Consider the following 25,648-nt stretch of genomic DNA (forward strand, 5'->3'; position numbering starts at 1 on the left):
AAAGCCCATATCCAACATACGATCCGCTTCATCGAGAACCAGCACTTTCAGTTGATCTAACTTTAAACAGTTTTTGCTATGTAAGTCATTTACCCGGCCCGGCGTGCCGACGACGATATGTGTGCCATGTTCTAATGACGCAATTTGTGGACCGATAGGTTTACCACCGCATAAGGTGGTAACTTTAATATTCGGCATTAAACGCGCGAGCTTTCGTAATTCGGTAGTGATTTGTTCTGCCAGCTCGCGGGTTGGGCTTAATATCAATGCCTGCACCCCAAAAAAACGTGGGTTGATGCTGTTGAGTACGCTGATACCAAACGCCGCCGTTTTACCGCTACCAGTTTTTGCCTGAGCGACCACATCGCGGCCTTTTAATAACCAGGGTAAGGTTTCTGCCTGAATGGCTGTCATGCTGTCATAACCTAAAGAGGTTAATGCATCCAGTTGCGGCTGAGATAAGGGGAGAGACGAAAAAGCGGTATCTGACATAGGAACTCAATTAATAATCACGAATATGCGTGATGGCTGTTCAGCGGATATGAAAATAAGACCTAGCATTGTTCCGCAATCAAGACTGAACTTCTTAAAGGGAGAGAGATAAACTCAGGGAGCTAGTAGTCCTTTGAATATAGGAAAGAATTATACCTTGCTCACCCGTGCAAAGCGACATAACACTTCGTCTTCATCTCAGAAAGGCGTTAAGGATTTTGTTCAGCGAGTTTTTCGGCTAATGATAATAAGGTGGTGGTCTGTTTTTTGATCAGTTCAGAAATATCGGGATCGAGTTGTTTCAACCATCTTTCCGGAATCGCTCCCACACCATATTTCGCGCCGGCTAACATACCGGCGAGAGCACCGACGGTATTAGCATCTCCCCCCATATTCACCGTCTTAGTGATACAGTCTTCCAGACTATTGGTCGTATGAAAAAAGTGCAGCACGGTTTGTATCGTATCAACGATATAACCAGAGCTATGCCCAGGGTAGGGTGAGAAAGTAAACTGGGGCTCTTTTTCAATGAATTCAGCAATTGTTTCTTCGGCCAAATCAGTTTCTTGGCGAATTAAGTGTTTTACCAAATAGCCCAGCATCTGACTGGCTCGGTCAGAAAGGCTATTGTGATGAGTAAAATGATTTTGTTCACACAGCCAGCTCTCAAACGCCTCATCCTGATATAGACAAATCAAAGCCAGAGGCAATATGCGGCTACAGGCACCATTACCCGCATCGTGATCATCATAAGGCGCCATCAAGTCACCGGTATTTTTATAACGACGAATACCTCGAAGGACGGCTTCGCTGATGTCAGTCGGATGTTTGCTCAACCACACCACAAAGTAGTCAGCCACCACTTTAATATCCCAGCCTTGAGCATCAATAATCGCCTGACTGAGTGTGAGTGTCATCTCGGTGGCATCCGTTACATGACCCTGTGGTAAACCTAACCAGCCACCACCGGTAATATCTTTATGAAGGCCGTAAGTCTCGTGAATTTGTTCCGGGGTCATAAATTCTAAGGTGGCACCCAGCGCATCACCGCAGGCAAAACCAAGATAGGCGCCTAAGGCTCTTTCGTAGAGAGAAGATGCGGTTATGGTTGTATCTGAGTTCATTGCTATTGAGCCTCAATTATCCATTGTCGAGTAGGTCTGAACATTTATGTGTTCCGAAAAGCTGTCGGCAATGATAAAACTGAGCATTCACCCTCACATTGATCCTGATCATGAATGGTGTAAAACGAATGATATTTATTTAAGTGGGAAGGGCTGAATAGTTAGAACTACAGTCTTTATTATTCAATAATGGCGGCAGATTTAATTTGTGCCCAGACCTCATCACCGACAGAGACACCAAGGTGATGAAACGAACGTGAGGTAAGACGACACAGTAAATAGTTCGCACCTACCTTGAGTCGAACCAATAAAATGGCCGGGTGATCGCCTTGGCTGACTTCTTCGATACGGGCACGTAAGGTATTGGCAATGCTGGAATCTTCATCAGGAGATAGAGTGAGACTGACATCTCGCGCCAGCACTTGCAGACGCACCTGACTGCCGATAACAAAATTCATATCTCTTACCCACATCTTGCCACCATCAAATGCGGCTTCAGCAAGATGCCATTCGCTCTGGATCTGCTCAATCTTAGCTTCAATAATCACACTGGCCTGCTCATCTAGTTGTGACGATAAATCCAGCCGGGAAAGGGTGTGATTAAGTGCACCTGAAGCCTCAACCTGACCTTCTTTCAGCAATACAATATGATCGGCTAATCGTGCGACTTCTGTGGGGGAATGGCTGACATAAATCACCGGCATTTTTAAGGTGTCATGAAGCTTTTCTAAAAAAGGCAAAAACTCACGTTTTCTGGCTACATCGAGTGCAGCTAAAGGTTCATCCATTAATAACAGTTTTGGGTTCACTGCCAGACTTCGTGCAATGGCGACCCGTTGTTTTTCACCGCCCGATAATTTGGCCGGTTTACGATCCAGTAAATGTTCAATGCCTAATAAAGCAATGGTTTTATCCAGAGGAAAGTCGGTATTGCTTTGTTTTCTACGTTTAAAAGCATAATTCAAATTGGCCATCACAGTCATATGAGGGAATAAGGCCGACTCCTGAAATACATAAGCAATTGGGCGCTGGTGGGGTGGGACAAAGATGTTGTCATCCTGCCAGACATCGCCATTAAACACGAACTTGCCTTGGGCTTTTTCCAGACCCGCCATACAACGCAGAATGGTCGATTTCCCCGAGCCAGATGGACCAAACAAAGCAGTGACACCCTGAGCAGGTATGCTCAAGTCAACATTCAGCGTAAAGCCTGGATGCTGAAGATAAAAGCGGGTTTCGATGCCAGACTTGCTCATGCGGGTTTTCTTTTATTAGGGTTAAACAGGTAGAGCAATAACAAGGTGACAAATGAAAACGCGATCATAATCGCCGATAGCTCCCAAGCCTGGTCATATTCTAAGGCTTCGACGTAGTCATAAATCTGCACAGACACAACCCGCGTCACGTCAGGAATATTGCCGCCAATCATTAACACCACACCAAATTCACCGACTGTATGAGCAAAGCCCAGAATGCCACCGGTTAAGAATCCGGGTAGTGCAAGCGGTAAGGCAATAGTGAAAAAGCGATCTAACGGGCTGGCACCTAGCGTGGCAGCGGCTTCCAGATAATGCTCATTAATATTTTCAAAAGCCAGCTGTATCGGTTGCACGACAAAAGGCAGGGAATAAAAAATAGAGGCAATCACTAGCCCGCTAAAGGTAAAAGGCAAGGTGCCCAAGCCAAGTGCCTGAGTTAATTGACCCACCGGCCCTTCAGGGCCCATGGCCACTAATAAATAAAAGCCAATAACCGATGGCGGTAATACAATCGGCATCGCCACCAATGCCTCAATAGCGACTTTGGCACGACAACGGGTGCGAGCGAGCCACCACGCGATAGGTGTGCTGATCAATAACAGCAAAACGGTCACAATACTGGCCAGTTTTGCCGTGAGTAAGATGGCAGCTAGATTCGCGTCGCTAAACATGATGCTTTACGTTAACCCGTGCTCAATGTGAATAACCATAGGATTCGATAATCGCCAGGGCTTTGTCTGATTTAAGGTAGTCGAGCAGGGCCTTTGCAGCATCATTGTATTCCGCTTTTTTGAGTAATACCGCATCCTGACGAATAGGTGAGTAGAGGTCTTTAGGCACAATCCAACCTGAGCCTGAACCTAGCTTGCCTTGTTTCATTACTTGCGACAAAGCCACAAAACCCAGTTGAGCATTATGTGTAGCAACAAATTGATAGGCTTGGGCAATGTTTTCTCCCATCACGATTTTGTTGGCGACATCGTCGTAAACACCCAGATTATTTAATGTCTCGACAGCAGCTAAGCCATAAGGTGCAAGCTTGGGATTAGCTAAAGACAAATGTTTAAACTGACCTGTCCTCAATACATCTGGACTTTGGCTATCCACAAAATCTGCTTTGGGTGACCATAAAATCAATCCACCCTGAGCATAGGTAAAACGGCTGTCTTTAACGCTAAGCCCATCTTCTTCAAGGGCGAGAGGTTTAGCTGCATCGGCGGAAAGAAACACATCAAAAGGGGCACCATTTTTTATCTGGGCAAAAAACTTACCGGATGAAGCAAAAGACAATACCGTGTTATTCCCCGTCTCTTTATCAAAGGCAGCCGCAATTTCCTGCATAGGTTCGGTGAAATTAGCCGCTACTGCCACCATCACGGTTTGCGCCTGTACGCTGCTCATGGCAAATAAACAAAAAAGGGCAGTGAGAAGTTTTTGTATTGTTGTCATTGTGTAATCTCAGTTTTAATTGGCTACAGCAAGGATCACGTTGGACGCTTTAATTAATGCCGTGACTTGTGTGTCTGGTTTAAGGTCCAATTCATGAGCACTGTCATTGGTGATCGTGGCAGCCAGTGTTTTGCCCCCGTTGAGTTCAATAATGACTTCTGTATTGATCGCGCCCTCATGACAGCGTGCAACTTTGCCTGTGAGTTTATTGCGAGCACTGGTTTTTAGCTGATGTTCTAGGGTCAGAATCACCCATGAAGCCTTAATCATCGCGTAGGCTTCTGTTCCTTGTTTAAGTTCAAGATGCTCGAGACTGTCCGACGTAATATTGGCGACAATTTCATCATCACCGCCGATATCCAAAATCACTTCGTTTGAAATCTCGCCTTGTTTGATCGTTTTCACTTTGCCAAGAAACTGATTACGGGCACTGGTTTTCAAATCAAATCTCCTGATGAGCTGATAGTAAGCATCAAAGTCATCAACGACCTCGTTTAATTGATGCAGAACACGCTCACGTTCTTCATCCACCCGCCGATACGTGCTGACCAATCGACGGCCATGATCAGTCAATTTGGCTCCACCACCATCACGACCCCCTTTGCGTCTTTCCACCAAAGGGCTCTCAGTCATATTGTTAATGGCTTCAACAGCATCCCATGCCGTTTTATAAGTCATACCTAATGCTGTGGCAGCGGCACGAATTGAGCCTGTCACATCAATCTGTTCCAGCAACGCCATATGATCGTATTTACGACCACGACTGAATAAAGCCGCTGTGGTTTCTGCATGTTGTTCAGTCATATGGTTTTTATTGTCTCTAAATGTCGATAGTAAGTAACACTATATATCGGTATGGTAAACACTACAATCTCAGCTTTAATGCATTGCGTGATTTGTGATTGGTTCAAAAATGAGAGAACTAAAAATGACGTGCTTCTCTACAGTAGTGCAGAGAGTAATTACTGATACATTATCAGCACGCTGTAACAGGAAGCCTTCCGTCAATGGAAGAAATTTGAAGTGTATGAAAAAAATGATTATTGCTTATGTTAAGCGAGTTCGCATCAAGTTTTTATCATCAAATGCTTTCGAATGTTGCTCAACAATTAAAACTATGGAATATTGACCTAATATCAATAGATTGCATTGCGATTTAAACATCAGTTCGTAAAGGATTTAAAGGAACATAGAAATGGAACATTCAATATGAATATCGCTTTTTCTCCGAAATACTCTGACTTCCAAGAGAATCAAAATATGGCTCCATTTTTCCAGTCTGTTTCAACTTTTTGGCTCTACTTCTCAAAAAAATTAATCGCGTTTTATTAAAAATAAAAATATTGGAAGTGTAGGGTCGGAATTATGAAGCGACTTTTTTATATTTATTATGAAGTCAAAGGCTTCATAAAAGACACTGTTAGTTGCTAAGGCAAGCTATGTGACTATCTCACAGGGTTCTGAGAATTCAAATATCTATATTCGGTGTTGGAAATTTATTAAATTTTATGAAAAGTATTAACTTATTATCTCTTTCTCAGGCTCATGAGTCATTAGCTCCTGACGAGTACAAGTCATTCAGACAGCACTATGAAATAGATATTGATGATGCAGAGTTGGGTGATATAAAAGTATTGATAAACGAGATGTTATCTCTGTTGTCATTTGTCAACATTTACAATGATTTTTATGTGGGCTATAAAATACAACACATAAGCAAAGAGTTTGACTTGCTCCGCTTTGGGTCAAATTACATAGTAAATGTTGAGATTAAGAATGAAAGCACTGAAGAAAAGATAAAAAATCAGTTAACGAGAAACAAATATTATCTTCAACATATTAATAAAGTCATCCACAACTATTGTTTTGTTGCTTCAAGTAAGGTTTTATATCAATTGAACTCTTCGGGTGATATCGAAACCGTACCATTAGAATCGCTAGTCCAGTTGTTGACTAGTCAAAATTTAATTAAGCTCGAAAGCCCTGATGTTCTTTTCAACCCATCTGACTATCTGGTCTCTCCATTCAATTCAACGACCAAGTTTCTAGCTGGGCAGTATTTTCTGACTGGACAGCAAGAGACAATAAAAAATCAAATTACTAAAAACATCACGAGCCCTTCAGCCTCTGTTATTTCACTAACTGGAGGAGCAGGCACAGGAAAAACTTTGTTGATATACGATATTGTAAAGTCTCGTATGGGGGCTATGAAAACAGTAGTTGTGCATTGTGGGCAGTTGAATGATGGACACCAAAGGCTAATCAACTCAGGCTGGCATATCGTCTCAATAAGAGATTTTAGAAATTATGATTTGATTAATGTCGATCTAGTTGTAGTCGATGAAACACAACGAATATACGCAAATCAGTTCGATCAGTTAATAGTAGAAGCAGCGTCGAAAAATACCCATTGTATTTTTTCATACGACAGGCAGCAAACACTATCAAGGTCTGAAGCGCACACAAATATTGAAGGCAAGATTAATTCTATTGTTGGTGCTTACAAATATAGCTTGTCGGACAAAATAAGGACAAACAAAGAGATTGCGAATTTCATTAAAATGCTATTCGATAATAAAAGAAACAATATAACTGTATCGAATTCTGGGAATATTGACTTCGATTACTTTACCGACTCATCAAATGTTAAAAGTTACATCTCCCTGATAAGTAGTGAGGGCTGGGAGGTTCTACGGTTGACGCCATCTCAATATAACAATGAACATCATGAGTCATATTCTGAAGTTACTAGTAAGAATTCACATCGGGTCATTGGCCAAGAGTTTGACAATGTTGCAGTGGTAATAGATGAATACTTCTCTTATGGAGCTGATGGAAAGCTAATCTATACTTCAAGAACATACTATGATTCAGTGAAAATGTTATTTCAAAATATAACTAGAACTAGAAAAAAGCTAAAACTGATAATAATAGGAAATAGACAGATTCTAAACCGGTGTTTGTCAGTTATGAAATAAGCCTCGAATGAGGCAACTAACAAGGCGCTGCTGTCGGACAATTTCTCCTGCGCTCCAAAATTGCCGCAGAGCGCGGCGTTAGCTATATAAAGAAAGGAGCCTGAAAACCGGGACTTCCCCAGTTTTACCTGGGGAAATGTTCTCTACCTGTCCCCCCCATGACATTATTGGTGGAGGGGCCCGGGGTTGCTCTTTTATGGCGATGATCATCAACACGAACGAATGAAGACTACTACTTATGCACAGAGATGTATAGATGACAACACTCTTTTCATGGACGGGTATCGATACACATGGCCCTGCATCGATTTATATTGCTAGTGATAGCCGAATTTCTTGGGAAAAAAATGCTACTTGGGACGTGGGCCGGAAGTTGTTTGCTTCAAGAAATTTCCCTGAAGTGTTTGGCTATTGTGGCTCAGTCTCTTTCCCTATACAGATAATAGGTCAACTAATTGAGCACATTGATGAGGGACTATTGTTCAGTGAGAGCGATTCCGTCGAAATAAAAATTGAGAAAGTCAGGGGCGAGATTGAAAAGAGCCTTAATTTGATGCCCAAACCTCAAAGAGGAACGTGTCAAATATTATATGCGACTCGACTGGGTAATAGAATGCGGTCTAGCTTTCATGCCGCCAAGATTAAGGTGGCTCATGAAAGGGTTTCTATCGAAGAAATTGAATTACCTGAAAAGTCTGGGTTAATTGCAAGCTCTGGTAGTGGAAAGGCTTCTTTAAATACATGGAATGAAGAATGGATTGGAAAACCTAACCAAGACCCTCATCAATCAGGAAGAACCAGTAGAAATGTTTTTAGTGCATTTTGCGATTCACTTGGATCTAGGGAGGATCCATACAGTGGGGGAGCACCACAACTTGTCGGCATCTATCGGGAAGGCCCATCAAAGAATTTTGGTGTAATACATAGAGGAAAGCGATATCTTTATGGAGTTGAAGTGGCTTCTTCGAATGGTTTGAACTCAATTGAATGGCGAAACGAATTATTCGAAAGATGCTGCGGTGAAACTATGGAAGTTTTAAAAAAAGCGCAGCGTCAGCCAAAATTAAGAGAAATAAGGAACCCATAGCTAACAAGGCACTGCAAACTGCCGCTGAGCTTGGCGTTATAAGCCTTATGTAGCTTCTCTTCCAAACTTCAAATGTTAACGTAGTTAGATATGACCGACTTGATTCATGTTACAAGCCCAGAACGTGCCCTTAACATCATAAGAGAGGGAGCATACATAACTGATAATAATCCAGGTCACTACGATGCTGGAATGAACTTTCTAGGTGTGCTTGGAGAGTATGCGAATACACAACCCACCAGGGGGGCCAAAATTCATTTCAAATGGCATGGAGAAGTTTCCGATCCACTACCTTATGATGCCTACAATTATCACACATCAAGGGGTCAGCCAACTTGATTTGGGGTGTTATGTTCATTGAAGATGAAACTTCTTACTAAACTACTTTATAAACGAATTGGAGAGAGTGTCCTACTGTCATGGGAGGTACCTTCTGAATTTTGGAAATGGTATAAAACTCTATTTTCTAAAAGGCCTTTGTGGAAGAGGGTCTTAATTTTAGCGTCCTTATTTGTTATGGGGATGCTCCTTCCCTTTTTTCTAGAAGCTGTCGCTTTCTTAGTTTTCGAAAACACCGATGTGGATATTTACTTAAGCATCATTAGTGGCTTCTTATTTATGCTTATGTTTCCTGCCGGCGACTACTTTGGAAAATTTATAAAGAAATATGTTTTTATCACTACAAAAGGAATTCGTGTAAACGACTATGAGCCGTTCGCCACATCTGGAATAGAAGAGTTTAATATTCAAAAGGTTAAGTTCGATGGGACCTTGATTCGAGTGCTTATCATGACTCACGAAATTAATGGTCGCATATTATTAGGTGTGTCAGATGGTGTTTCTGACCAAGAAATTTTCGATTGCTTTTCAAAATTTTCTAAGCTCAACGACAAATTGAGCTACGATGGAAAACAGAATCAATAGAATCAAAGGCTCAGCCAATTTGATTATTTTCTAAAGTCAATAGGGTCAAAATGTTTGGTTTTCAGTGATTTAGTTGAAAGTTATCTGCATATTTTTTTGAACGGTGATGTTAAGCCTTTTTGCCATGCGAATAAGGTTTGAGCGATCCATCTGAAGCTGTTTGGCGGCCATTGCCCAGTTACCATCGGTTTGTTGCAATGTGTGGGCGATGACTCTTTTCTGAAAGGCTTCGGTCGCCGCTTTTAAACTCATATTGGGCAGGCTGTTAGATGGGTTAGTATCCAGCTCAGTTAAGTTGCCTATGGGTTTATCAGACGTGATTTCAAGTAACTCAGAAGTGAGTGACACAATCGCCTGATGAGGTGAGTTGGCTTTTGCTCTCAATGCTGCTCGGCTGATCACATGTTCTAGTTCACGCACATTGCCGGGCCAGGAATAATTGAGCAGGCTGGTGTTGGCTTCTGACGTTAATCGGAGCTGGCGGATATTCAATTGGCGACTGATACGTTCGAGAAAATACCCAGCCAGCAGCAATACATCCTCTCCACGATCTTTCAGGCTGGGAAGGTGGATTGGGTACACCATCAGACGGTGATAAAGATCGGAGCGGAACTGTTCATTCTCGACTTCTTTTTCCAGATTCCTATTAGTGGCAGCAATTATGCGTACATCCACATGTTCGACTTTATCTTGGCCAACAGGTTGAATCTCACCTGATTGCAATACCCGTAATAATTTGCTCTGTGTGCTGAGCGGTAATTCACCCACCTCATCCAGAAATAAGGTGCCACCATTTGCCAGCTGAAACTTACCGGCACGTGCTTTATCTGCACCGGTAAATGCGCCTTTGGTGTGGCCAAATAACTCACTTTCAACCAACGACTCTGGCAGGGAAGCACAGTTTAAATAGACCAGTGGTGCCGTTTTACGCTCTGAAAGTTGATGAATTTTCCTGGCAACCAACTCTTTACCCACACCCGTTTCACCGGTGATCAGCACCGTAAAATTGGAGCCAGACACCAGCTCGATATTGTTTTTCAGCGTTTGCATGACAGGGCTTTGCCCAATAATCTCGCCGCCGTCTTTTAATAAGGCTTCCTGGGTTAACTCTTTGACCACTTCCTGGGCATGATGGGCACTGAGTTCCAGTTTTTTGAACTCTAATGCCGTTTTTAAAGTAGCAGCGGATAAAGCGGTGATTAATTCCAGCGTTTTTAATTCGATGTCATCAAAAGCATGCGGTTTAAAGCTATCTAAAGTGACAACACCAATAAGCTGATTGTCTGAATACAGGGGTAAGCCCATACAGGAATGAATCGGTAAGTTACCTAATTGAGATACCAACAAACCATCATAGGGATCGGGTAAATCACAGTCGTTAGCAAATAACAGAGGTTTGTTTGACTCACAAATGCGCTGCAGCCTCGGGTGTTCTGCAAGTAAAAAGCGCCTACCTAATACGTCAGACGATAATCCCTGCATGGCCAGAGGTGTCAGCATGCCATCACGAAAGCCGAGTAATACCACAGCATCACAGGATATGGCTTTTCTTATCGAGCCTAACAGGCGATCAAACCGATCTCCGGTATTTAAGCTGTTGGCTAAGTCTAGGGCGACTTCCACTAAAAGGTGGTGGCTGTTTAATGACATTGTGCTGTTCTTTTTAATCAGGTTATAAAAACATGAATAGGTCATTATGACTCTATTTTGTGTAGGTCATAAAGACACAAGTGATGAAGTATAACTGACTAAGTGATTGAATTATATAAGCAGGCGTGTCTGGCATAGCTTCTGCAATGTGTGAGTAGTAATACATAAAAACAGCACAGCGAGGACAACATGTTAGATACACAAACTATTCAAATCGTTAAAAGCACTATTCCCTTACTGGAAGGGGCAGGCACAGCGGTCACTGATCATTTTTATCAGCGTATGTTTACTGCCAATCCAGAGCTAAAAGATATCTTTAATTTAAGCAATCAAAAAAGCGGTCGTCAGCAATTTGCTTTGTTTAGCGCGGTTGCAGCTTATGCCAAATACATTGATAACCTGGGTGAGCTAGGCGAGTTGGTCGAGCGAATCGCACAGAAACACACCAGTTTTGATATTCAGCCTGAGCAATATCAGATTGTCGGTCATCACCTGATTGAAACCTTAAGAGAGCTAGCGCCAGATGACTTCACTGATGACGTCGCTGAAGCTTGGATAAAAGCCTATCAGTTATTGGCTACCGTATTAATCGATCGCGAAAAAACGCTTTATCAACACAGCAGAGAAGAGCAGGGTGGTTGGACCGGACCTAGAGCGTTTCGGGTCAAAGACAAAATCAAAGAGTCTGAGTTAGTGACCAGCTTTATTTTTGAACCGGTGGATGGGCAGCCGATAAGACAGTACCAGCCGGGCCAGTATATTGCCGTCAGAGTGAAGCCTGATGATGCCGAGCATATTGAGATTCGCCAATATTCACTTTCAGATAAATATCACCCTGATCATTACCGCATTAGTGTGAAGCGTGAAAGTTCTCCAATCAAAGGCATGGTGTCTAATCATCTGCATGATGCGGTGGAAGTGGGCGATACAGTCGAATTAATGCCACCGGCGGGGGCTTTCTTTTTAACCAAGACTAGCCGATCGGTGATGTTGATTTCTGGCGGAGTTGGCTTAACGCCAATGATGTCTATGCTGGAGACTTTAGTCAGTGATGAAGACTACCAGCACGATATCTTCTTTTTACATACCTGCAAAAATGCTCAGCAACATTCATTCAAGCCGCGTTTGGCAGAATTGAAACAGACTCACTCGAATCTGCATGATTTTTATTGGTATAGCGAAGAAGCGAATGTCTCAGAAGATATTCATACTGGTTTGATGGATATCAACCTGCTCAGAGACAAAGTCGATTTCGACAATGTTGACGTGTATCTGTGTGGGCCATTGGAGTTCATGCGCTTTGTTCGCCTGCAATTGCATGTGAATGGTGTGCCATCAGAGCACATACATTTTGAAACATTCGGTCCGCATGACGATATTATTTAACCCCAAGCAACAGCCGAGCCCGAAAGGGCTCGCTGTTTTATCTTTTGGTATCTGTTTATGACTATAAAATCTTGCCGAGCATTGTTTTCACAGCCTGTGTTTGATCTCGCTTTCAGGCCATTGTTTTTACTGGCGAGTCTATTTGGCATCATCGCTTTGCTGTATTGGGGCGGTGTCTGGAATGGATGGATAAATCCGAGTCATGCCTTACCCGCCGCACTCTGGCACGGTCATGAAATGATGTTTGGTTTTGTCGGTGCGGTGTTGGTTGTCTTTTTATTAACGGCCGTACAAACCTGGACAGGTTTACGCTCCATTCATGGTCTGCAATGTGCATTATTAGTAGGGTGTTGGCTTGTTGGGCGTATTGCGATGTGGCCAGGAGTCGGCTTGCCATCATGGTTAGTGATATTGCTGGATAGCAGTTTCTTTATATATGCCGGACTATTCCTGGCTAAGTTGATTTATCAAAAGAAACAAAAGCGTAATTATTTTGCTGTGGTGGTGTTGCTGCTGCTGATTTTCACCAATGTTAACTTTCATCTATCTAGTCAGGCGCAGCAGTTTGAAACAGCAAGTAACAGTCTTTATTCAGCCGTATTTCTGATTACGCTGATGATGGCAGTCATCGGTGGCCGTGTTATTCCGATGTTTACGGCTAATGCCACTCAGATCCCAGCCAGACCTCGACGGCTATGGTTGGACAGGGCTGCGTTGTTTTCTATTTGGTTAATTGTGGCGGTGTTTTTCCTGCAATTACAAACATGGATACCTGCTGGTGTTCTGGCGGTAATGCTGTTGATAGCGGCATCTCTCACAGCCATAAGGTGTGCCTGCTGGCGGTTTTTCACCACCTTATCTCACCCTCTATTATGGTCATTACACCTGAGTTACTGGTGTATTCCTCTTGGCTTGTGTTTACTGGCCTACCATTATGCCGGCGGTCATGTGAGCATGAATGATGCTTTGCATGTGTTAACTGTCGGCGGCATGGGCGGGCTTATTTTAAGCATGATGTCACGAGTCTCACTCGGCCATACCGGCAGACCGATTATTGCGTCTTCAAAGATTAAAATCGCTTTTATCTGTGTGCTGATAGCCGGCTTAGTCAGAGCGCTGATGTTTAGCGTATTTTCAGCCAGTTTATTGAGTCTATGGCTCAGTATCCTGCTATGGGTGTTGGCATACAGTATTTTTCTGTATCAATACACACCGATTTTATTAGCTGAAAGGAAAGGTTGAGCTCGATAAAACCTGTCGCTATATGAGGATGATTTAAATAGGTATAATTTATGCCTATTTTCTATCCCGTTACTTTAAATTATGACGCATGCTTTAAAACGACTCATGCTATGGCTGGGGATTGAGAAAAACAGAACCAGCCATAGCGAAAAAGTGATCTCAGCATTCGGGGCAATGGTCGGTATTCTCGTGACCATCCTGATGACAAAATGGCTGTCACAGCATATTGCAATCAGTGCGGGTTCAGAGTTATTGATTATTGCCTCTTTCGGTGCCACCGCCGTACTGGTGTTTGCTGTTCCTCATGGTGCCTTATCACAACCATGGCAAGTGATTGCAGGTCATCTAATTTCTGCCGCTGTGGGCGTCACCTCCCAATATCTTCTTGGTGCAACACCATTAGCAGCCGCTATTGCCGTGGGTTTGGCGGTGGGGCTAATGTATTACACGCGCTGCATCCATCCACCCGGTGGTGCCACTGCATTAAATGCCGTTCTGGGCGGAGCAGGTATCACACAACTGGGCTACAGCTATTTGCTTTTCCCTGTATTGATGAATGTCATCGCCATCTTGCTAGTGGCGATTATGTTTAATGCCTTATTTCACTGGCGACGCTACCCAGTGCATTTATCCAGACTTGTTACGGAACCTGTTCAATTAGAGGTGCCATCCGAAGACGTCTCTCTGACCACCGAAGATTTTAATGCCGCTATTCGTGAGCTGGATTCCTTCGTGGATTTAACTGAAGAAGGCTTAAGTGAACTCCTCGAAAAAGCCAAACAAAATGCCTTACTGCATATCGAGCATCCAGAAAAAATCAGCACAGGCAAGTTTTACAGCAATGGCAAAATTGGTCACACATGGGCCGTTCGCCGCGTGATCGACGAAGGCAAAGAGGGCAGTAAAAATGATGTGGTTATCTACAAAAATGTAGCGGGTAATGACCTATACAACACCGGCATGCTGGAACGCGAAGCTTTTCGTCAATGGGCCAAATTTGAAGTCTACGAACAAAATGGTCGCTGGTTGAGGTTAAACTAGCGAACATTACATATTTATCACTCGATCCTTCTGAATGTTGCTCAACAACTAAAACTATGGAATATTGACCTAATATCAATAGATTGCATTGTGATTTAAACATCTGTTCGTAAAGGACTTAAATGAACATAGAAATGGATATTTCAATATGAGCTTCGCTTTTTCTCAGAGACATACTGATTTCCAAGATAACTGCAAGCTGGCCTTATTTTTCCGTCAAGGTTTAAGCTTTTGGCCTCATAATTCTTTGAAGAAGAAATTACTTTCATTAATAATCAAAAAGTTAGAATTATTGAAAATGAATTATAAGGCCGCCTGTTTAATATTTATTATGTGGTCAGTGGCCTCATAAAACATACTATTAAAGGTAAAATCAACCAAGGAGTATCCATGGAAGAAACTGATAAGAAAGTATGCGGCATCATTATGCCAATTTCGTCGATTGATGGCTGCTCCGAATCTCACTGGGGAGATGTTTTATCAATACTTAGTGAGGCCATTTCTGATGCCGAATATGAGCCTAATCTAGTAAGCAACTCGGATGATGTTGGGGTCATTCAAAAAAGAATAGTGCAAAACCTTTATGAAAACCCGATAGTTGTTTGCGATGTTAGTGGTAAAAATCCTAATGTAATGTTCGAGCTTGGTATGAGGCTAGCATTTGATAAACCAACTATCATCGTAAAAGATGACAAGACAAGCTATTCTTTCGATACTTCTTCTATAGAACACCTTGAATATCGTCGAGATCTAAGATTTTCAGATATTGTCGAATTTAAAAGTAAGCTCAAAGAAAAGATTATTAGAACCTATAAAAAAGCAACTGAAGATCCAGAATATACAACTTTCCTAAAGCATTTCGGCGAATTCAAAGTGGCTAAGATTGATACAAAAGAGGTGAGTGGCCAGGAACTAATTATGGATGAGTTACGCAGTATGAGAAGAAGCATTAACATGCTTGAAAGAGGATCAGTAAATCGTAAAAGGCCTAGTGGAGACATCAGCGTATGTTTAAAGCGGGTAGACGATATAGATATGGAAACAATAGCACCGGATATTTTGGATATCGAAGGTGTTAACGCCATTTCCCTGAGAAAGGTTCGTGATCACAACCACTTAGACGTTTCTACCAAAGGTGAATGCGATGAATCCCTAATTAGATCTACATTAGCTGATTTGCTACCTGAGGCTAACATACGCATATCTCGTTTGCCGAGGGCATTAAAAGACCTTTAACAAGTCAAAGTACTCGGACGCAGCATAGCTGCGCCGGTGTTTAAGGCGTTAGCTGCAAAGGATAACCATGAATATCTTTGAAGAAATAATAAAATGGCCAGTGATTGTGCAAGGAGCTTTAGGCTCAGCATTATTCTGGCTAGTTTTGCTTCTAGGACAGAAAACTGCCGTCTTCATTTCGAAGAAGATTACTGAAGATCGGGATGTGGCGACATATTTTAGTCTTTTAGCCAAAGCGGGGCCGACCCGTGAATTTCGCTTTGATGGATTGTTAACTTGTTTGTATGCGGGTTTTCATTACTTTTTAAAAGCAGCCATTATTGCCTTGGTTTCGTTAATTGTTTCACCAATTAATAATGTCATCCCAATTGTAGGCTACTTAGTGTCGCTGTACTTTTTATTTAGATCTTTATCCTATGTTCAACATTTTTCCTCCCTTGGCTCCAAAGAGGATGCGATAAAAAGATTATTGGATATTGGAAATAGATATACAGAGGATGCAGCTAACAAATAAAGGTAGTCGGACGCGTAACCGCGTCGCTACTTTTGGTGTAATATTTTGTTATTAATCAATTTTTTAGAGGTATTCCAATACTAACCATATTGGGCGTTAGGGATATTTAGGGTCAGTGTAAATACTCCCTAAATATTCTGCTCGCTGGGACTGCCAAAAAGCGCTAGCCCCATACTAAGATCGTTATGTTCTTGGAGACATAAAGTGCTAGGAAAACTATTCGGAAAGAAGAAAGAAAAACTCAAGGAGAATGAGGTTAGAATTGTTCTTCCAGAAGAGAGCTATACCCTAATTGAATACAAAAACGATAGTCTACCTTGTATAGCGGCTATTAATTCTTCTCTGTTAGATTTCGAACATCGAGATATATTCCGATGGCATTTATCCGTGATAATCGATTTTAACGAAGGAGAGATTATAGATAATGGAATGCCTTCAGAAGAAGAACGAAAAATAGTTGATCCATTCTGTGACAAATTAGATGAAGAAATAAAGGCTGGCGGCAATGCGCTTTTCTTGGTTCGAGAAACATGGAATAAAACTCGCCGATTGGTCTGGATGGTATATGACCCTGAAATTGCAAATCAACACCTTCAGTATTTAATAGAGCATTATCAATACCCTCGTCAATTTGACTATAGAATGGAGGAGGATATTGAATGGAAACAACCAGAATGGTATTTCAGAGCGGTAAGAACATAACAAGGTGGTGTTATTCGCCGCTACGCGGCTGGGACTGGCTTTAGGCTATGCTCCAAGCCAGTCTAAAATAACAAATCAATAGGGTCATACAAATCAAAGAATCAAGGGATCTGCATGATCAAGGGGGCAGCAAACTTGATTTCTTGCAATTGATTTCCAACTCACACATCTCATCAAGTTACCAAATGAAACTCATTACTGAGTTCTTAGTCAGTACTCCTCTATACATCATTTCCAACGGAGGAGAAAAAATATATGGATTATATTGGCCCAGTCAGCTCTGCTGTTATGGCCATTATCTGGCTTGTTTATTTACAGTTAATACTTAGTCAATATCGCCGAAATAATCGGCCTTATCTTATTTTCCATCATGCCCAAAATGAAAACCCTGATGCGCTGTGTATGTTAGTGAATATGGGTGAGAGACCTGTTCATGTGGTGTGTGTACAAGCCGTGATAAAAATGACGTCCGGGGAGGAGTATAAGCTTGCTGTAACAGAGTTTGAGCGCATTAATGTGACCGAGCAGGATGTGCAGCAAACTTTGCGTCAAGGGCCGTTGCTCAATGGTGGTTATCTGATTTTAGGTACGTTTCGAGACATTATTGAAAACACTCAAAATAAAATAGGTTTAAATGCTTCACTGGAAGACGTTGAATGTCTCGAGTTAAGAGCTGCGGTAATTCATGCTCCGAGTAAACACCCTGTTGGGGCGAAGCGCGCATTTGTGCTGAAGCACAATACCGGCACTTGCGTTTATCCAAAAGACATCAATACGAGACAGATGGTAAAAAGACAAGACAAGCAAGAGGTCGCGGAGTGGATTGAGTCTGAGCTACACCCACGTGAGAGTAAGGAATAGTCATGGCGATGAGTGAGGCTTAGAGAGTAATATTAATCTAATGAATGATTAGATTAAGTCATTGGCTAGCTGCAGTGATGACTTTTGTCAGGAGATAAAAATTGAATCAAGGAAGAGCAACCCTGTTTTCACACAGGCAAGTTGGCATCGCGACTTTTCTAGGTACACCGCTTTGCGGACTGAGCCTTATTGCTATTAATTATGTGCGTATTGGTCAATACGGCAAAGCCATCAGCTCGTTCATTCTTGGTATGATTTCTTTATGCATCCTGTATGTAATGAGTGCGACTGTCTTGAGTTGGGTGCCAGCGTTGATTCAATTTCTGCTTGCTGTGCTGGCGATGCACTTTATTGCCAAGCGGATGCAAGAAGCGATCTTTATTGAGAACCTCGCTTATGGTGGAAAAAAGTCAGGGCTACTCGCTCTCTGGTTTTGGTCATTTTTCACTTTAGCTTGTTACGTTATTGCCGCGCTGAGTTTGATTTATCTAATTGATACCTAGTTGTCCTCCAGATCTGTTTTGCGTGTTCAGATTGATGTGCGTGGGAGTAATCTCAATGACGGAAAACGCCAAAACCTACGTTTAAATTGGCTTTCTAGTACCAAGGTACAATTGATTGAGTTATAGAAGCGATTTATTCTGTAGCTGTAATAAATTAATTTCTCAATAAAGCCAACCTTGGTGTGAGCCAAGCACGGAAAGCTTCAGGTCTTTATAAGTTGTGAATAAAGATGGCTGAGTTGCACAATAACAAAGGCTTATGTAATGAAGTTATTTAGCAAGAATCTAGTAATCGCTCTCGGGTTGTTAATTATGGCGCCGTTGACTGCCAATGCAGCAACTGTCCACCTTGATGCAAAAACAAACACTTCTTCGAATGCTGTTGAACTCAACCTGAAAGCAGGTACTTATTCAATCAGCCCATTTAAAGATGACACATACACAGCGTGGAATGCCTGGGGTAAAGTTCAAGGTTGTGGTGCTGATGGTACAGGTTGTTCAAAAGGCTGGGTAAACAACTACTCATTCACTACACCCTCTGGAACTACTAATATCATCACTAGCGATACTGGTAGATATGCGACTGCTGATTTAGCACTGCTGAATGCACTTGGTGCAACATTTACACTGTTATCAGATGCCACTGTTCAGTTTTTTATCAATGACAGTGTATACGGAGATAATATCGGTGGTATGTCATTAAACGTATCTGCTGTGCCTATTCCTGCTGCAGCATTCTTGTTTGCTCCTGCATTATTAGGTTTCATGGGCTTACGTCGTAGAGCTCAAAAAACAGTCGCTTAATACCCAGACTGTTAAACCGATTAAAGCCGTAATGATTAAGTTCATTACGGCTTTTTTATTGCCTGACAGAAACTTATGGCAAGATGAGATGGCAAATAAACTGTTTTTTGTTGCTGAGAGAATAGTCTTTCGGCGATTGAGTAAAGAGATTGTCATTTACCCATAGAGTTAATTATATGAATATGAATCAAGCTGATGACGACTCAGGCTATGCAGAGGAAACATTAACCTTTGAGCAAACGAGGGAATTGCCAGGAAAGGTATTACTTGAGTTTGGTGCGCCTTGGTGTGGTCATTGTCAGGCAGCAAGTGCAGCTATAATCGAAGTGGTCAATGAACATAGTGAACTGCGTCATATCAAAATCTATGACGGTAAGGGTAAGCGATTGGGCCGTGGGTTTAAGGTTAAGCTATGGCCGACATTGATACTGCTAAACAATGGTCAAGAAGTGGGTCGTCTTGTGAGGCCATTACGTGCTGAAGAGGTTCATGAATTGCTGTCAAAGCTCAACTAAGCCAAACTAGTTCCAGCCCTGTCCCGACTGATTTTCTCTGAGAATAGTTATGCATAAAGACCATGTGCGGCGGTTTTATGAGGTTTTATGGAATGCTCACAACAAGGCATCCATATCTTCTATCCTATGTGATGATGTGACTTTCCGAGGATCATTGGGTGAGGAAAAACGCGGGCATGTCGGGGTCTCTGAGTATGTTGATATGGTCCATAAAGCATTGGGCAATTACACATGCATTATTGATGAGCTTGTAGAAGAAGGCGATAAAGTATTTGCCAAAATGACCTTTACTGGCATTCATCGAGATGTGTTTATGGGATATCCCCCCACACAAAAACGCTTAAGCTGGCAGGGCTCAGCTTTGTTTACTTTTAGACAAGATCTTATTTCTGATGTATGGGTGTTGGGAGATTTAAAGAGTCTGGAGGAGCAACTTCGTCATCAAGATAACCAGGACCCACTACCCAGACTATCTGAAAATAAATAGCCTGGGTATCTCGGCGTTATTCTGAAAGGGCCGTAACGATTTGTTGTGTGTTGTATTGCATCAGTTTGATATAGGTTGGAGCCGGTCCATTTTCTTCAGATAACGACTCCGGATAGAGTCTGCCGCCTGGTTTTGCCCCGGTGGCGTTAGCAATCTGCTTGATCAAACGGGTGTTATTAGAGTTTTCAAAAAAATAACGTGTTACGCCAAGCTGTTTAATCTGGTCGATGAGTTTAGCGATGGTAGCTGCTGAGGCTTCGGTTTCTGTGGATACGCCCTGGGGTGATAAGAATCTGACGCCATAGGCTTTGGTGTAATAACTAAACGCATCATGGCTGGTTAAAATGTCACGTTTATCCGTTGGCAGGCTTGTCAGCTTTGCGTGGATACTGGCATCCAGTGCCGTCAGTTTTTCTCTGTACGCTTGAGCAGCCTGTTGTATTTCATTTGTCAGATCGGGTCTGATTTGAATCAAGGCCGCCTCAATATTATTAACCCAAACTTGAACATTATCGACATCATTCCATACGTGTGGATCGGCTCTGAAGTGGCCATAGCCAGCTGTTACAGAATAGGTCTCAATACCTTTTGAAACAGCAATCGGAGCTGTGGTGGTGCCGGCGGCTTTCGCTAAACGTTGAAACCAGTTCTCTAAACCCATGCCACTTAAAAAGATGACGTCTGCGGATTTGATTAATTTTACATCACCTGGGGAGGGCTCGTAGCTATGTGGGTCACCATTAGGTGGCACGATACTGGTCACTTTTACATGCTCTCCACCTACGTTTTTGACGACATCAGCCAAAATGCCAAAGCTGGTGACAGCATTGATAGTGTTAGCGGAAGCGGATTTGATGACAAAAGTTAGGCCAATAAGAATCAGATAGGTGAATAACGGTTTGTACATAGTGAACCTTTTGTTTTGATACTAGAGTTTGTAGTGATAGAACCACTGCTTTAACACCCCTTGTGGGGCAATGCACAGAGAGACAAGATAGATAAAACTGCTGGTCAAAATAATAGTTGGTCCGGACGCCGAACCTAAGTGATAAGAAATCAGCAGACCGATAAAGCCAGATAAGGCACCACTCGATGCAGCAATGACCAGCATCATTGGCAGTGTTCTGGCCCAAAGCTGAGAGATAGCAGCGGGTAACATCATGATACCTACAGCCATAAGCGTGCCCAATGTCTGAAAACCGGCGACCAAGTTCAACACAACCAGAAATAAAAATAAGAAGTGATAAACAGGGCCATAACCACCCACGGCTTTTAAGAAGCCGGGGTCAAAGCATTCAACCACCAGTGGTCGGTAGATAATGGCTAACACAATAAGACTCAAGCTAGTTACGCCACCCACCAGATACAATGATTGGGCATCAATCGCCAGTATGGTGCCAAAGAGTACGTGTAAGAGATCAATATTTGACCCACGCATTGAGCCGATTAATACGCCCAGTGCCAGTGAGGTCAGATAAAACGTAGCAAAGCTGGCATCCTCTTTTAATATCGTGGTGCGACTGACAAAGCCTGATAGTAATGCCACGCTGATACCGGCAACCAAACCGCCAATGCCCATAGCAATCAGTGATAAGCCTCCAGCAACCAAAAAGCCTATCGCTGCGCCAGGTAACACCGCATGACTCATGGCATCACCGATAAGACTCATTCGACGTAGCAATAACAACACGCCGACGGGCCCGGCACTCAAACCCAGTGATACAGAGGCGATAAGCGCTCGTCGCATAAATCCGTAATCTGCAAAGGGTTCAATCAGTAATTGGTAACTGGTCATGGTGTTTCAACCTGATTAAACAGTGTCGGCTCAAGCTGACCAAACCAGGATTCAGACTGCTGCACTGCTTTTAATACATTGGCCGTGGTGAGCACTTCTTTGGTTGTACCCCAAGCAATAAGCTTTCTTGCCAGTAGTAATACATTGGGAAAGTAGCCTCGGATTTGTTTTAAGTCGTGCAATACGGCAATGACAGTCCGACCTTCTGTATGCCAACGCATAACCAGGGCAATCAGATCTTTTGTTGTCTGGGCATCTATGGCAGTAAAGGGTTCGTCCAATACAATCACGTCGGCATTTTGCAACAGTAAGCGAGCAAAGAGGACGCGTTGAAATTGTCCTGCAGACAGCATACTGATTGGTTGTCGTTCAAAGTCTTTCAAACCGACTGTGACTAAAGCCTCCTTGGCTTTATGGGCTAAATCCGTCGATATACCACCAAAAGGACCTGTCTGTTTCCATAAACCTAGTAAGACGGTTTCATAGACCGTGATTGGAAATTGACGATCAATATCAGCTGCCTGAGGTAAGTAACCGATGCTGCGAACCGAGATATTGTGTCGTTCAAGTGAACCTTGAGAAGGGCTAAGTTCGCCCATAATCGTTTTTAATAACGTGGATTTGCCAGCACCATTAGGCCCAGTAATAGCTGTCAGACTGCCAGGAGTAAATTTGCCAGATATCTGCTGAATAACAGGCTGATTTTCATAAGCAACACTGACATTGTTCAGTGAGATGACGGGACTGCTCATGGGAGTGATACCGCCCAGAATATCGCTGATCACAGCGCGATATTAATAAGTAGAACGACAATCAGTCTCTGATAAGCCGGCGCGCCCAAAACTGAGCCCTGAAAAAAGTGGTGTTTATTCATTTATATCAGTCATGCCTTTTTTGTTGGCTTATGCCAAGCAAACGAGATTGAATCTTGCATTACATCATTGAACGCGTAGATGCCGAGGCCGTGTTAATTAACCAGTTATTTAGCCAGTCCAGATTAGCGGTGGCGATGGTCGTTTCATCTGACATCATCCCATCAAGGGTTTGACATGCTCATGAAATGCAGCTAACTCAGTTTCTGAGACGGATTCCAATGTAGGTATTTCTGCCGTGATAGGGTTAACAGGCTTGTCATTGATGCGTAGCTCGTAATGTAAATGCGGGCCAGTAGAGCGACCTGTATTACCTGAATAGGCAATGATTTGGCCACGAGAGATTTTTTGTCCTCTGTGTACCAAAATTTTGCTTAAGTGTAGATAGCGAGTTGAATACGGGCCAAATTCTTTAATGACAAGATATTTACCGGCGTAACGATGATTGGCGACGCGTTCTACTTGGCCATCACCAGTTGAGATAATGGGAGTACCTATTGGCATGGCAAAGTCTACGCCGTTATGTGGTGATATTTTGCCTGTGATGGGATGGTGACGTTTTGGATTGAAAGGGGAGCTGATGCGGAATGTGTTCCGGGTAGGGTAACGCAGTAAAGCGGGTATCAGATTGTGTCCATCTTTATCGTAATACTGACCATCGGTATGCAGGTAGGCATTGAAGTCGATTTTCTGCCCAGCTAATCGAATAGCGGCAACATAGTTATTACCCACCGGCGTATCGTCTAGCATTTCACGTTTAATGATGACTTGAAACTGATCGTTTTTACGCAAATCGCGGCGGAAGTTAATTTTATTTCGAATGAGTTTGGTCAGCATCATGATAGTGGGATCACTGATCCCAGCATTGGCTGCAGCCAGTTAGAAACTATTGCTTATTTCCCCTTTAAGCACCACGGTTTCCCATGTTGTGGGAGCGATGGTTTCATTGTGGCTGAAATGATTGTCATCCTCTTTTTGATAAACGATAATCTTCTTGGGGCTACTGACTACAGATAATGCCGTCAGAGTGTCATCGTTGTTGAATGTAAAACCTAGATGCTGACCAGGGTGTAATACATCCATCTCCAGATAGGGCTCATCAGCCTCAAGAATGCCGTAGAGTGTCTGGATGGGAAGGCTAAAGTGTTTGAAAATGCTTTCAAGGCTATCGCCGGATTTGACTTTGTAATGGACGGTATGTGTTTGAGGTTCAGTTGTACTGACAGGTATCGATTGGGCCGGGTCGTCTGTTGCCATTGCCTTATTCGGCTCAGTGAGTTCATTTGTATCTGATGTAGAGCTAAGAGCTGGGAGAGCGACAGGCTTTGAAATGGTGATGTTTGGTGTATCGGTTATGCCCGAGCCAAGGCGCAAGACTGTCAGAATCATCATCGCCACTAAAATGACAAACAAAGCAATATAAGCTGGGGCAGAAAGGGGCCCTTTACGATGTACTTTTTTCATAGCTGAATCTTTTAAATCAATGATATTGGAATATAGTGGTGATAATCATCGATGATTATTTTGATATATCATATCACTTAAACTGAAGAATAAAAGCATTGATCATAGTCAACTTCAATCAGGGCTATCGATATTGTTGTATAGCTGCTTTGGATGCATGCAAACTTGAAAGTTCAGTACCTGAAAAAATCAATTGAAGCCGATCGCAATAACTGATCTTCAGTTGGCTTGCCTGTCTCGCTAAGTCAATAAATATAGATCAGCATACTGAAGTGACAAACTATTCTTTATGTTACAAAAGCCTGAAAGCGAGTAGTCATGGGGGCAAGAACCTTCTGGGCAATGTAACATTGCTTTATAAAAGATATATTATATCATTGCTCAATTTTTGAGCTGATGCATCACGGCTTGAATCTATTGTCGCCAGTTCTCGGAACATACAGGATCTTCAAGCCTGGAGATTATGCCGAATGCTCAGCAGAGACGCTGGAGAGATGGGGATGCCGAGTGTGTCAAAGCTGGGATCACCTATCGCTTGCCTGATGGAAAACTGGTGTATGTCCCCGAATAATAGCTATCGATTTGATGGCTGATGTTGAGTTGAGTAAAAGAGGGTAGCTTATGATTCCAAGTACCTATGACGAGTGGTATGTATGCATTGTTGATGAGTGCAAAATTGAACTTAACCAAAATTACATCAACGAACGGTTATCTATTCTGACTAATGATACGTTAGAGGAAAGTCGTATCTTCAGGAAAAAATATGGTGATAAACACTGGCGTGATGTGATTGGTTGGTTTAATCACGTTAAGCAAGAGAACGCTTAATTCTAACTATAGAGTGGGAGATAAGATGAAAAAGAAAGCATTGGCACTGGCCTTGGGCTATGTTCAGCTATTCCCGGTTTTTGTTTTTGCTGCAGAACGTATTGAGCATGAATCTCATGTTCACGGGCTTGTGGATATGACGGTGGTGATTGAACAGGATAAAGTGAATATCAGCCTGGACTCACCGGCGATGAATATGGTCGGTTTTGAACATAAAGCCGAATCAGAGCATGATGTAAACAAAGTGCGTGAAGTGGAAGCAACGCTTAAGACGGCACCACAATTATTTGCCTTTAAAGGCAGCCGTTGTGAAGTGGATGATATGGCGGTGGATGTGTCCGGGCTGATAGGCTCTGATGAACATGAACATGAACATGAACATGAACATGAACATGAACATGAACATGAACATGAACATGACCATGAACATGAACA

General features: G+C 42.6%; 28 protein-coding genes and 1 riboswitch. Of the genes, 16 read left to right on the forward strand and 12 right to left on the reverse strand.

Annotated elements, in window-relative coordinates:
- From B3014_RS14870 to B3014_RS14895, 6 genes are all read right to left on the reverse strand, one after another.
- On the reverse strand, nt 1-492 hold a 492-nt coding region (locus B3014_RS14870), incomplete at its 3' end, for a DEAD/DEAH box helicase (protein ID WP_289287017.1).
- A 209-nt stretch (nt 493-701) separates the two neighbouring features.
- Entirely contained in the window at nt 702-1,616 is a 915-nt protein-coding gene (draG, locus tag B3014_RS14875; protein WP_289243802.1) for an ADP-ribosyl-[dinitrogen reductase] hydrolase, read from the reverse strand.
- Nucleotides 1,617-1,795: 179 nt separating this feature from the next.
- Nucleotides 1,796-2,872 carry a molybdenum ABC transporter ATP-binding protein gene (modC, locus tag B3014_RS14880; protein WP_289243801.1) on the reverse strand — a complete coding sequence of 359 codons (1,077 nt, stop codon included), beginning with the start codon at nt 2,870-2,872 and terminating at the stop codon, nt 1,796-1,798.
- The gene (gene modB, locus B3014_RS14885) at nt 2,869-3,546 is read right to left on the reverse strand and encodes a molybdate ABC transporter permease subunit (protein ID WP_289243800.1); all 678 of its coding nucleotides are present in this window, start codon (nt 3,544-3,546) and stop codon (nt 2,869-2,871) included. The genes modC and modB overlap by 4 nt, the downstream gene beginning before the upstream one ends.
- 22 nt (nt 3,547-3,568) lie before the next feature.
- On the reverse strand, nt 3,569-4,324 hold the full coding sequence (modA, locus tag B3014_RS14890) for a molybdate ABC transporter substrate-binding protein (RefSeq protein WP_289243799.1): 756 nt from the start codon (nt 4,322-4,324) through the stop codon (nt 3,569-3,571).
- 15 nt (nt 4,325-4,339) lie between these two features.
- Nucleotides 4,340-5,128: a TOBE domain-containing protein gene (locus B3014_RS14895; RefSeq protein ID WP_289243798.1), complete on the reverse strand. Its 789-nt coding sequence runs from the start codon at nt 5,126-5,128 to the stop codon at nt 4,340-4,342.
- Between the two features lie 704 nt (nt 5,129-5,832).
- On the opposite strand from B3014_RS14895, the gene B3014_RS14900 reads away from it, so the two are divergent.
- The 3 genes from B3014_RS14900 to B3014_RS14910 all read left to right on the forward strand — a co-directional run bounded on the left by B3014_RS14900 (nt 5,833) and on the right by B3014_RS14910 (nt 9,313).
- Nucleotides 5,833-7,302, forward strand: a complete 1,470-nt coding sequence (locus B3014_RS14900) for an AAA family ATPase (protein WP_289243797.1) — start codon at nt 5,833-5,835, stop codon at nt 7,300-7,302.
- 256 nt (nt 7,303-7,558) lie between these two features.
- Nucleotides 7,559-8,389, forward strand: coding sequence for a hypothetical protein (locus tag B3014_RS14905; RefSeq protein ID WP_289243796.1), 831 nt, complete (start codon nt 7,559-7,561; stop codon nt 8,387-8,389).
- Between the two features lie 363 nt (nt 8,390-8,752).
- Nucleotides 8,753-9,313 (forward strand): hypothetical protein, encoded by a 561-nt coding sequence (locus B3014_RS14910; protein ID WP_289287018.1) that lies wholly within the window; start codon nt 8,753-8,755, stop codon nt 9,311-9,313.
- Between the two features lie 69 nt (nt 9,314-9,382).
- On the opposite strand, the gene norR is transcribed toward B3014_RS14910, so the two are convergent.
- Nucleotides 9,383-10,963 (reverse strand): nitric oxide reductase transcriptional regulator NorR, encoded by a 1,581-nt coding sequence (norR, locus tag B3014_RS14915; RefSeq protein WP_289243794.1) that lies wholly within the window; start codon nt 10,961-10,963, stop codon nt 9,383-9,385.
- 189 nt (nt 10,964-11,152) lie between these two features.
- On the opposite strand from norR, the gene hmpA reads away from it, so the two are divergent.
- From hmpA to B3014_RS14970, 11 genes are all read left to right on the forward strand, one after another.
- Nucleotides 11,153-12,349: an NO-inducible flavohemoprotein gene (hmpA, locus tag B3014_RS14920; RefSeq protein WP_289243793.1), complete on the forward strand. Its 1,197-nt coding sequence runs from the start codon at nt 11,153-11,155 to the stop codon at nt 12,347-12,349.
- Nucleotides 12,350-12,406: 57 nt separating this feature from the next.
- Nucleotides 12,407-13,591 carry an NnrS family protein gene (locus B3014_RS14925; protein ID WP_289243792.1) on the forward strand — a complete coding sequence of 395 codons (1,185 nt, stop codon included), beginning with the start codon at nt 12,407-12,409 and terminating at the stop codon, nt 13,589-13,591.
- Nucleotides 13,592-13,672: 81 nt separating this feature from the next.
- On the forward strand, nt 13,673-14,632 hold the full coding sequence (locus tag B3014_RS14930) for an HPP family protein (RefSeq protein ID WP_289243791.1): 960 nt from the start codon (nt 13,673-13,675) through the stop codon (nt 14,630-14,632).
- Nucleotides 14,633-15,022: 390 nt separating this feature from the next.
- Nucleotides 15,023-15,868: a hypothetical protein gene (locus B3014_RS14935; protein WP_289243790.1), complete on the forward strand. Its 846-nt coding sequence runs from the start codon at nt 15,023-15,025 to the stop codon at nt 15,866-15,868.
- Nucleotides 15,869-15,935: 67 nt separating this feature from the next.
- A complete protein-coding gene (locus B3014_RS14940) occupies nt 15,936-16,382 on the forward strand; it encodes a hypothetical protein (RefSeq protein WP_289243789.1) in 447 nt (148 codons plus the stop codon).
- A 204-nt stretch (nt 16,383-16,586) separates the two neighbouring features.
- Nucleotides 16,587-17,084 carry a DUF695 domain-containing protein gene (locus tag B3014_RS14945; RefSeq protein ID WP_289243788.1) on the forward strand — a complete coding sequence of 166 codons (498 nt, stop codon included), beginning with the start codon at nt 16,587-16,589 and terminating at the stop codon, nt 17,082-17,084.
- Between the two features lie 255 nt (nt 17,085-17,339).
- A complete protein-coding gene (locus B3014_RS14950) occupies nt 17,340-17,945 on the forward strand; it encodes a hypothetical protein (RefSeq protein WP_289243787.1) in 606 nt (201 codons plus the stop codon).
- Nucleotides 17,946-18,046: 101 nt separating this feature from the next.
- Nucleotides 18,047-18,448: a hypothetical protein gene (locus B3014_RS14955; protein ID WP_289243786.1), complete on the forward strand. Its 402-nt coding sequence runs from the start codon at nt 18,047-18,049 to the stop codon at nt 18,446-18,448.
- A gap of 160 nt (nt 18,449-18,608) precedes the next feature.
- Nucleotides 18,609-18,695: riboswitch (cyclic di-GMP riboswitch) on the forward strand.
- 17 nt (nt 18,696-18,712) lie between these two features.
- A complete protein-coding gene (locus tag B3014_RS14960) occupies nt 18,713-19,252 on the forward strand; it encodes a hypothetical protein (protein ID WP_289287019.1) in 540 nt (179 codons plus the stop codon).
- A 176-nt stretch (nt 19,253-19,428) separates the two neighbouring features.
- Nucleotides 19,429-19,767 carry a thioredoxin family protein gene (locus tag B3014_RS14965; protein WP_289243784.1) on the forward strand — a complete coding sequence of 113 codons (339 nt, stop codon included), beginning with the start codon at nt 19,429-19,431 and terminating at the stop codon, nt 19,765-19,767.
- Nucleotides 19,768-19,816: 49 nt separating this feature from the next.
- On the forward strand, nt 19,817-20,254 hold the full coding sequence (locus tag B3014_RS14970; protein ID WP_289243783.1) for an ester cyclase: 438 nt from the start codon (nt 19,817-19,819) through the stop codon (nt 20,252-20,254).
- Between the two features lie 16 nt (nt 20,255-20,270).
- On the opposite strand, the gene B3014_RS14975 is transcribed toward B3014_RS14970, so the two are convergent.
- The 5 genes from B3014_RS14975 to B3014_RS14995 form a co-directional block, all read right to left on the reverse strand.
- On the reverse strand, nt 20,271-21,161 hold the full coding sequence (locus B3014_RS14975; protein ID WP_289243782.1) for a metal ABC transporter solute-binding protein, Zn/Mn family: 891 nt from the start codon (nt 21,159-21,161) through the stop codon (nt 20,271-20,273).
- A gap of 21 nt (nt 21,162-21,182) precedes the next feature.
- Nucleotides 21,183-22,049 (reverse strand): metal ABC transporter permease, encoded by an 867-nt coding sequence (locus tag B3014_RS14980; protein WP_289243781.1) that lies wholly within the window; start codon nt 22,047-22,049, stop codon nt 21,183-21,185.
- Nucleotides 22,046-22,801, reverse strand: coding sequence for a metal ABC transporter ATP-binding protein (locus tag B3014_RS14985; RefSeq protein WP_289243780.1), 756 nt, complete (start codon nt 22,799-22,801; stop codon nt 22,046-22,048). The genes B3014_RS14980 and B3014_RS14985 overlap by 4 nt, the downstream gene beginning before the upstream one ends.
- A gap of 276 nt (nt 22,802-23,077) precedes the next feature.
- Nucleotides 23,078-23,761 (reverse strand): peptidoglycan DD-metalloendopeptidase family protein, encoded by a 684-nt coding sequence (locus tag B3014_RS14990; protein WP_289243779.1) that lies wholly within the window; start codon nt 23,759-23,761, stop codon nt 23,078-23,080.
- 39 nt (nt 23,762-23,800) lie between these two features.
- A complete protein-coding gene (locus B3014_RS14995) occupies nt 23,801-24,385 on the reverse strand; it encodes a LysM peptidoglycan-binding domain-containing protein (protein WP_289243778.1) in 585 nt (194 codons plus the stop codon).
- Nucleotides 24,386-25,006: 621 nt separating this feature from the next.
- On the opposite strand from B3014_RS14995, the gene B3014_RS15000 reads away from it, so the two are divergent.
- The gene (locus tag B3014_RS15000) at nt 25,007-25,213 is read left to right on the forward strand and encodes a hypothetical protein (RefSeq protein WP_289243777.1); all 207 of its coding nucleotides are present in this window, start codon (nt 25,007-25,009) and stop codon (nt 25,211-25,213) included.
- A gap of 25 nt (nt 25,214-25,238) precedes the next feature.
- The coding region (locus B3014_RS15005; RefSeq protein WP_289287020.1) for a ZrgA family zinc uptake protein at nt 25,239-25,648 on the forward strand (410 nt) is incomplete at its 3' end.

The sequence above is a fragment of the Methylophaga sp. UBA678 genome (genome assembly GCF_002299105.1).
In the GTDB taxonomy this organism is placed as follows: domain Bacteria; phylum Pseudomonadota; class Gammaproteobacteria; order Nitrosococcales; family Methylophagaceae; genus Methylophaga; species Methylophaga marina.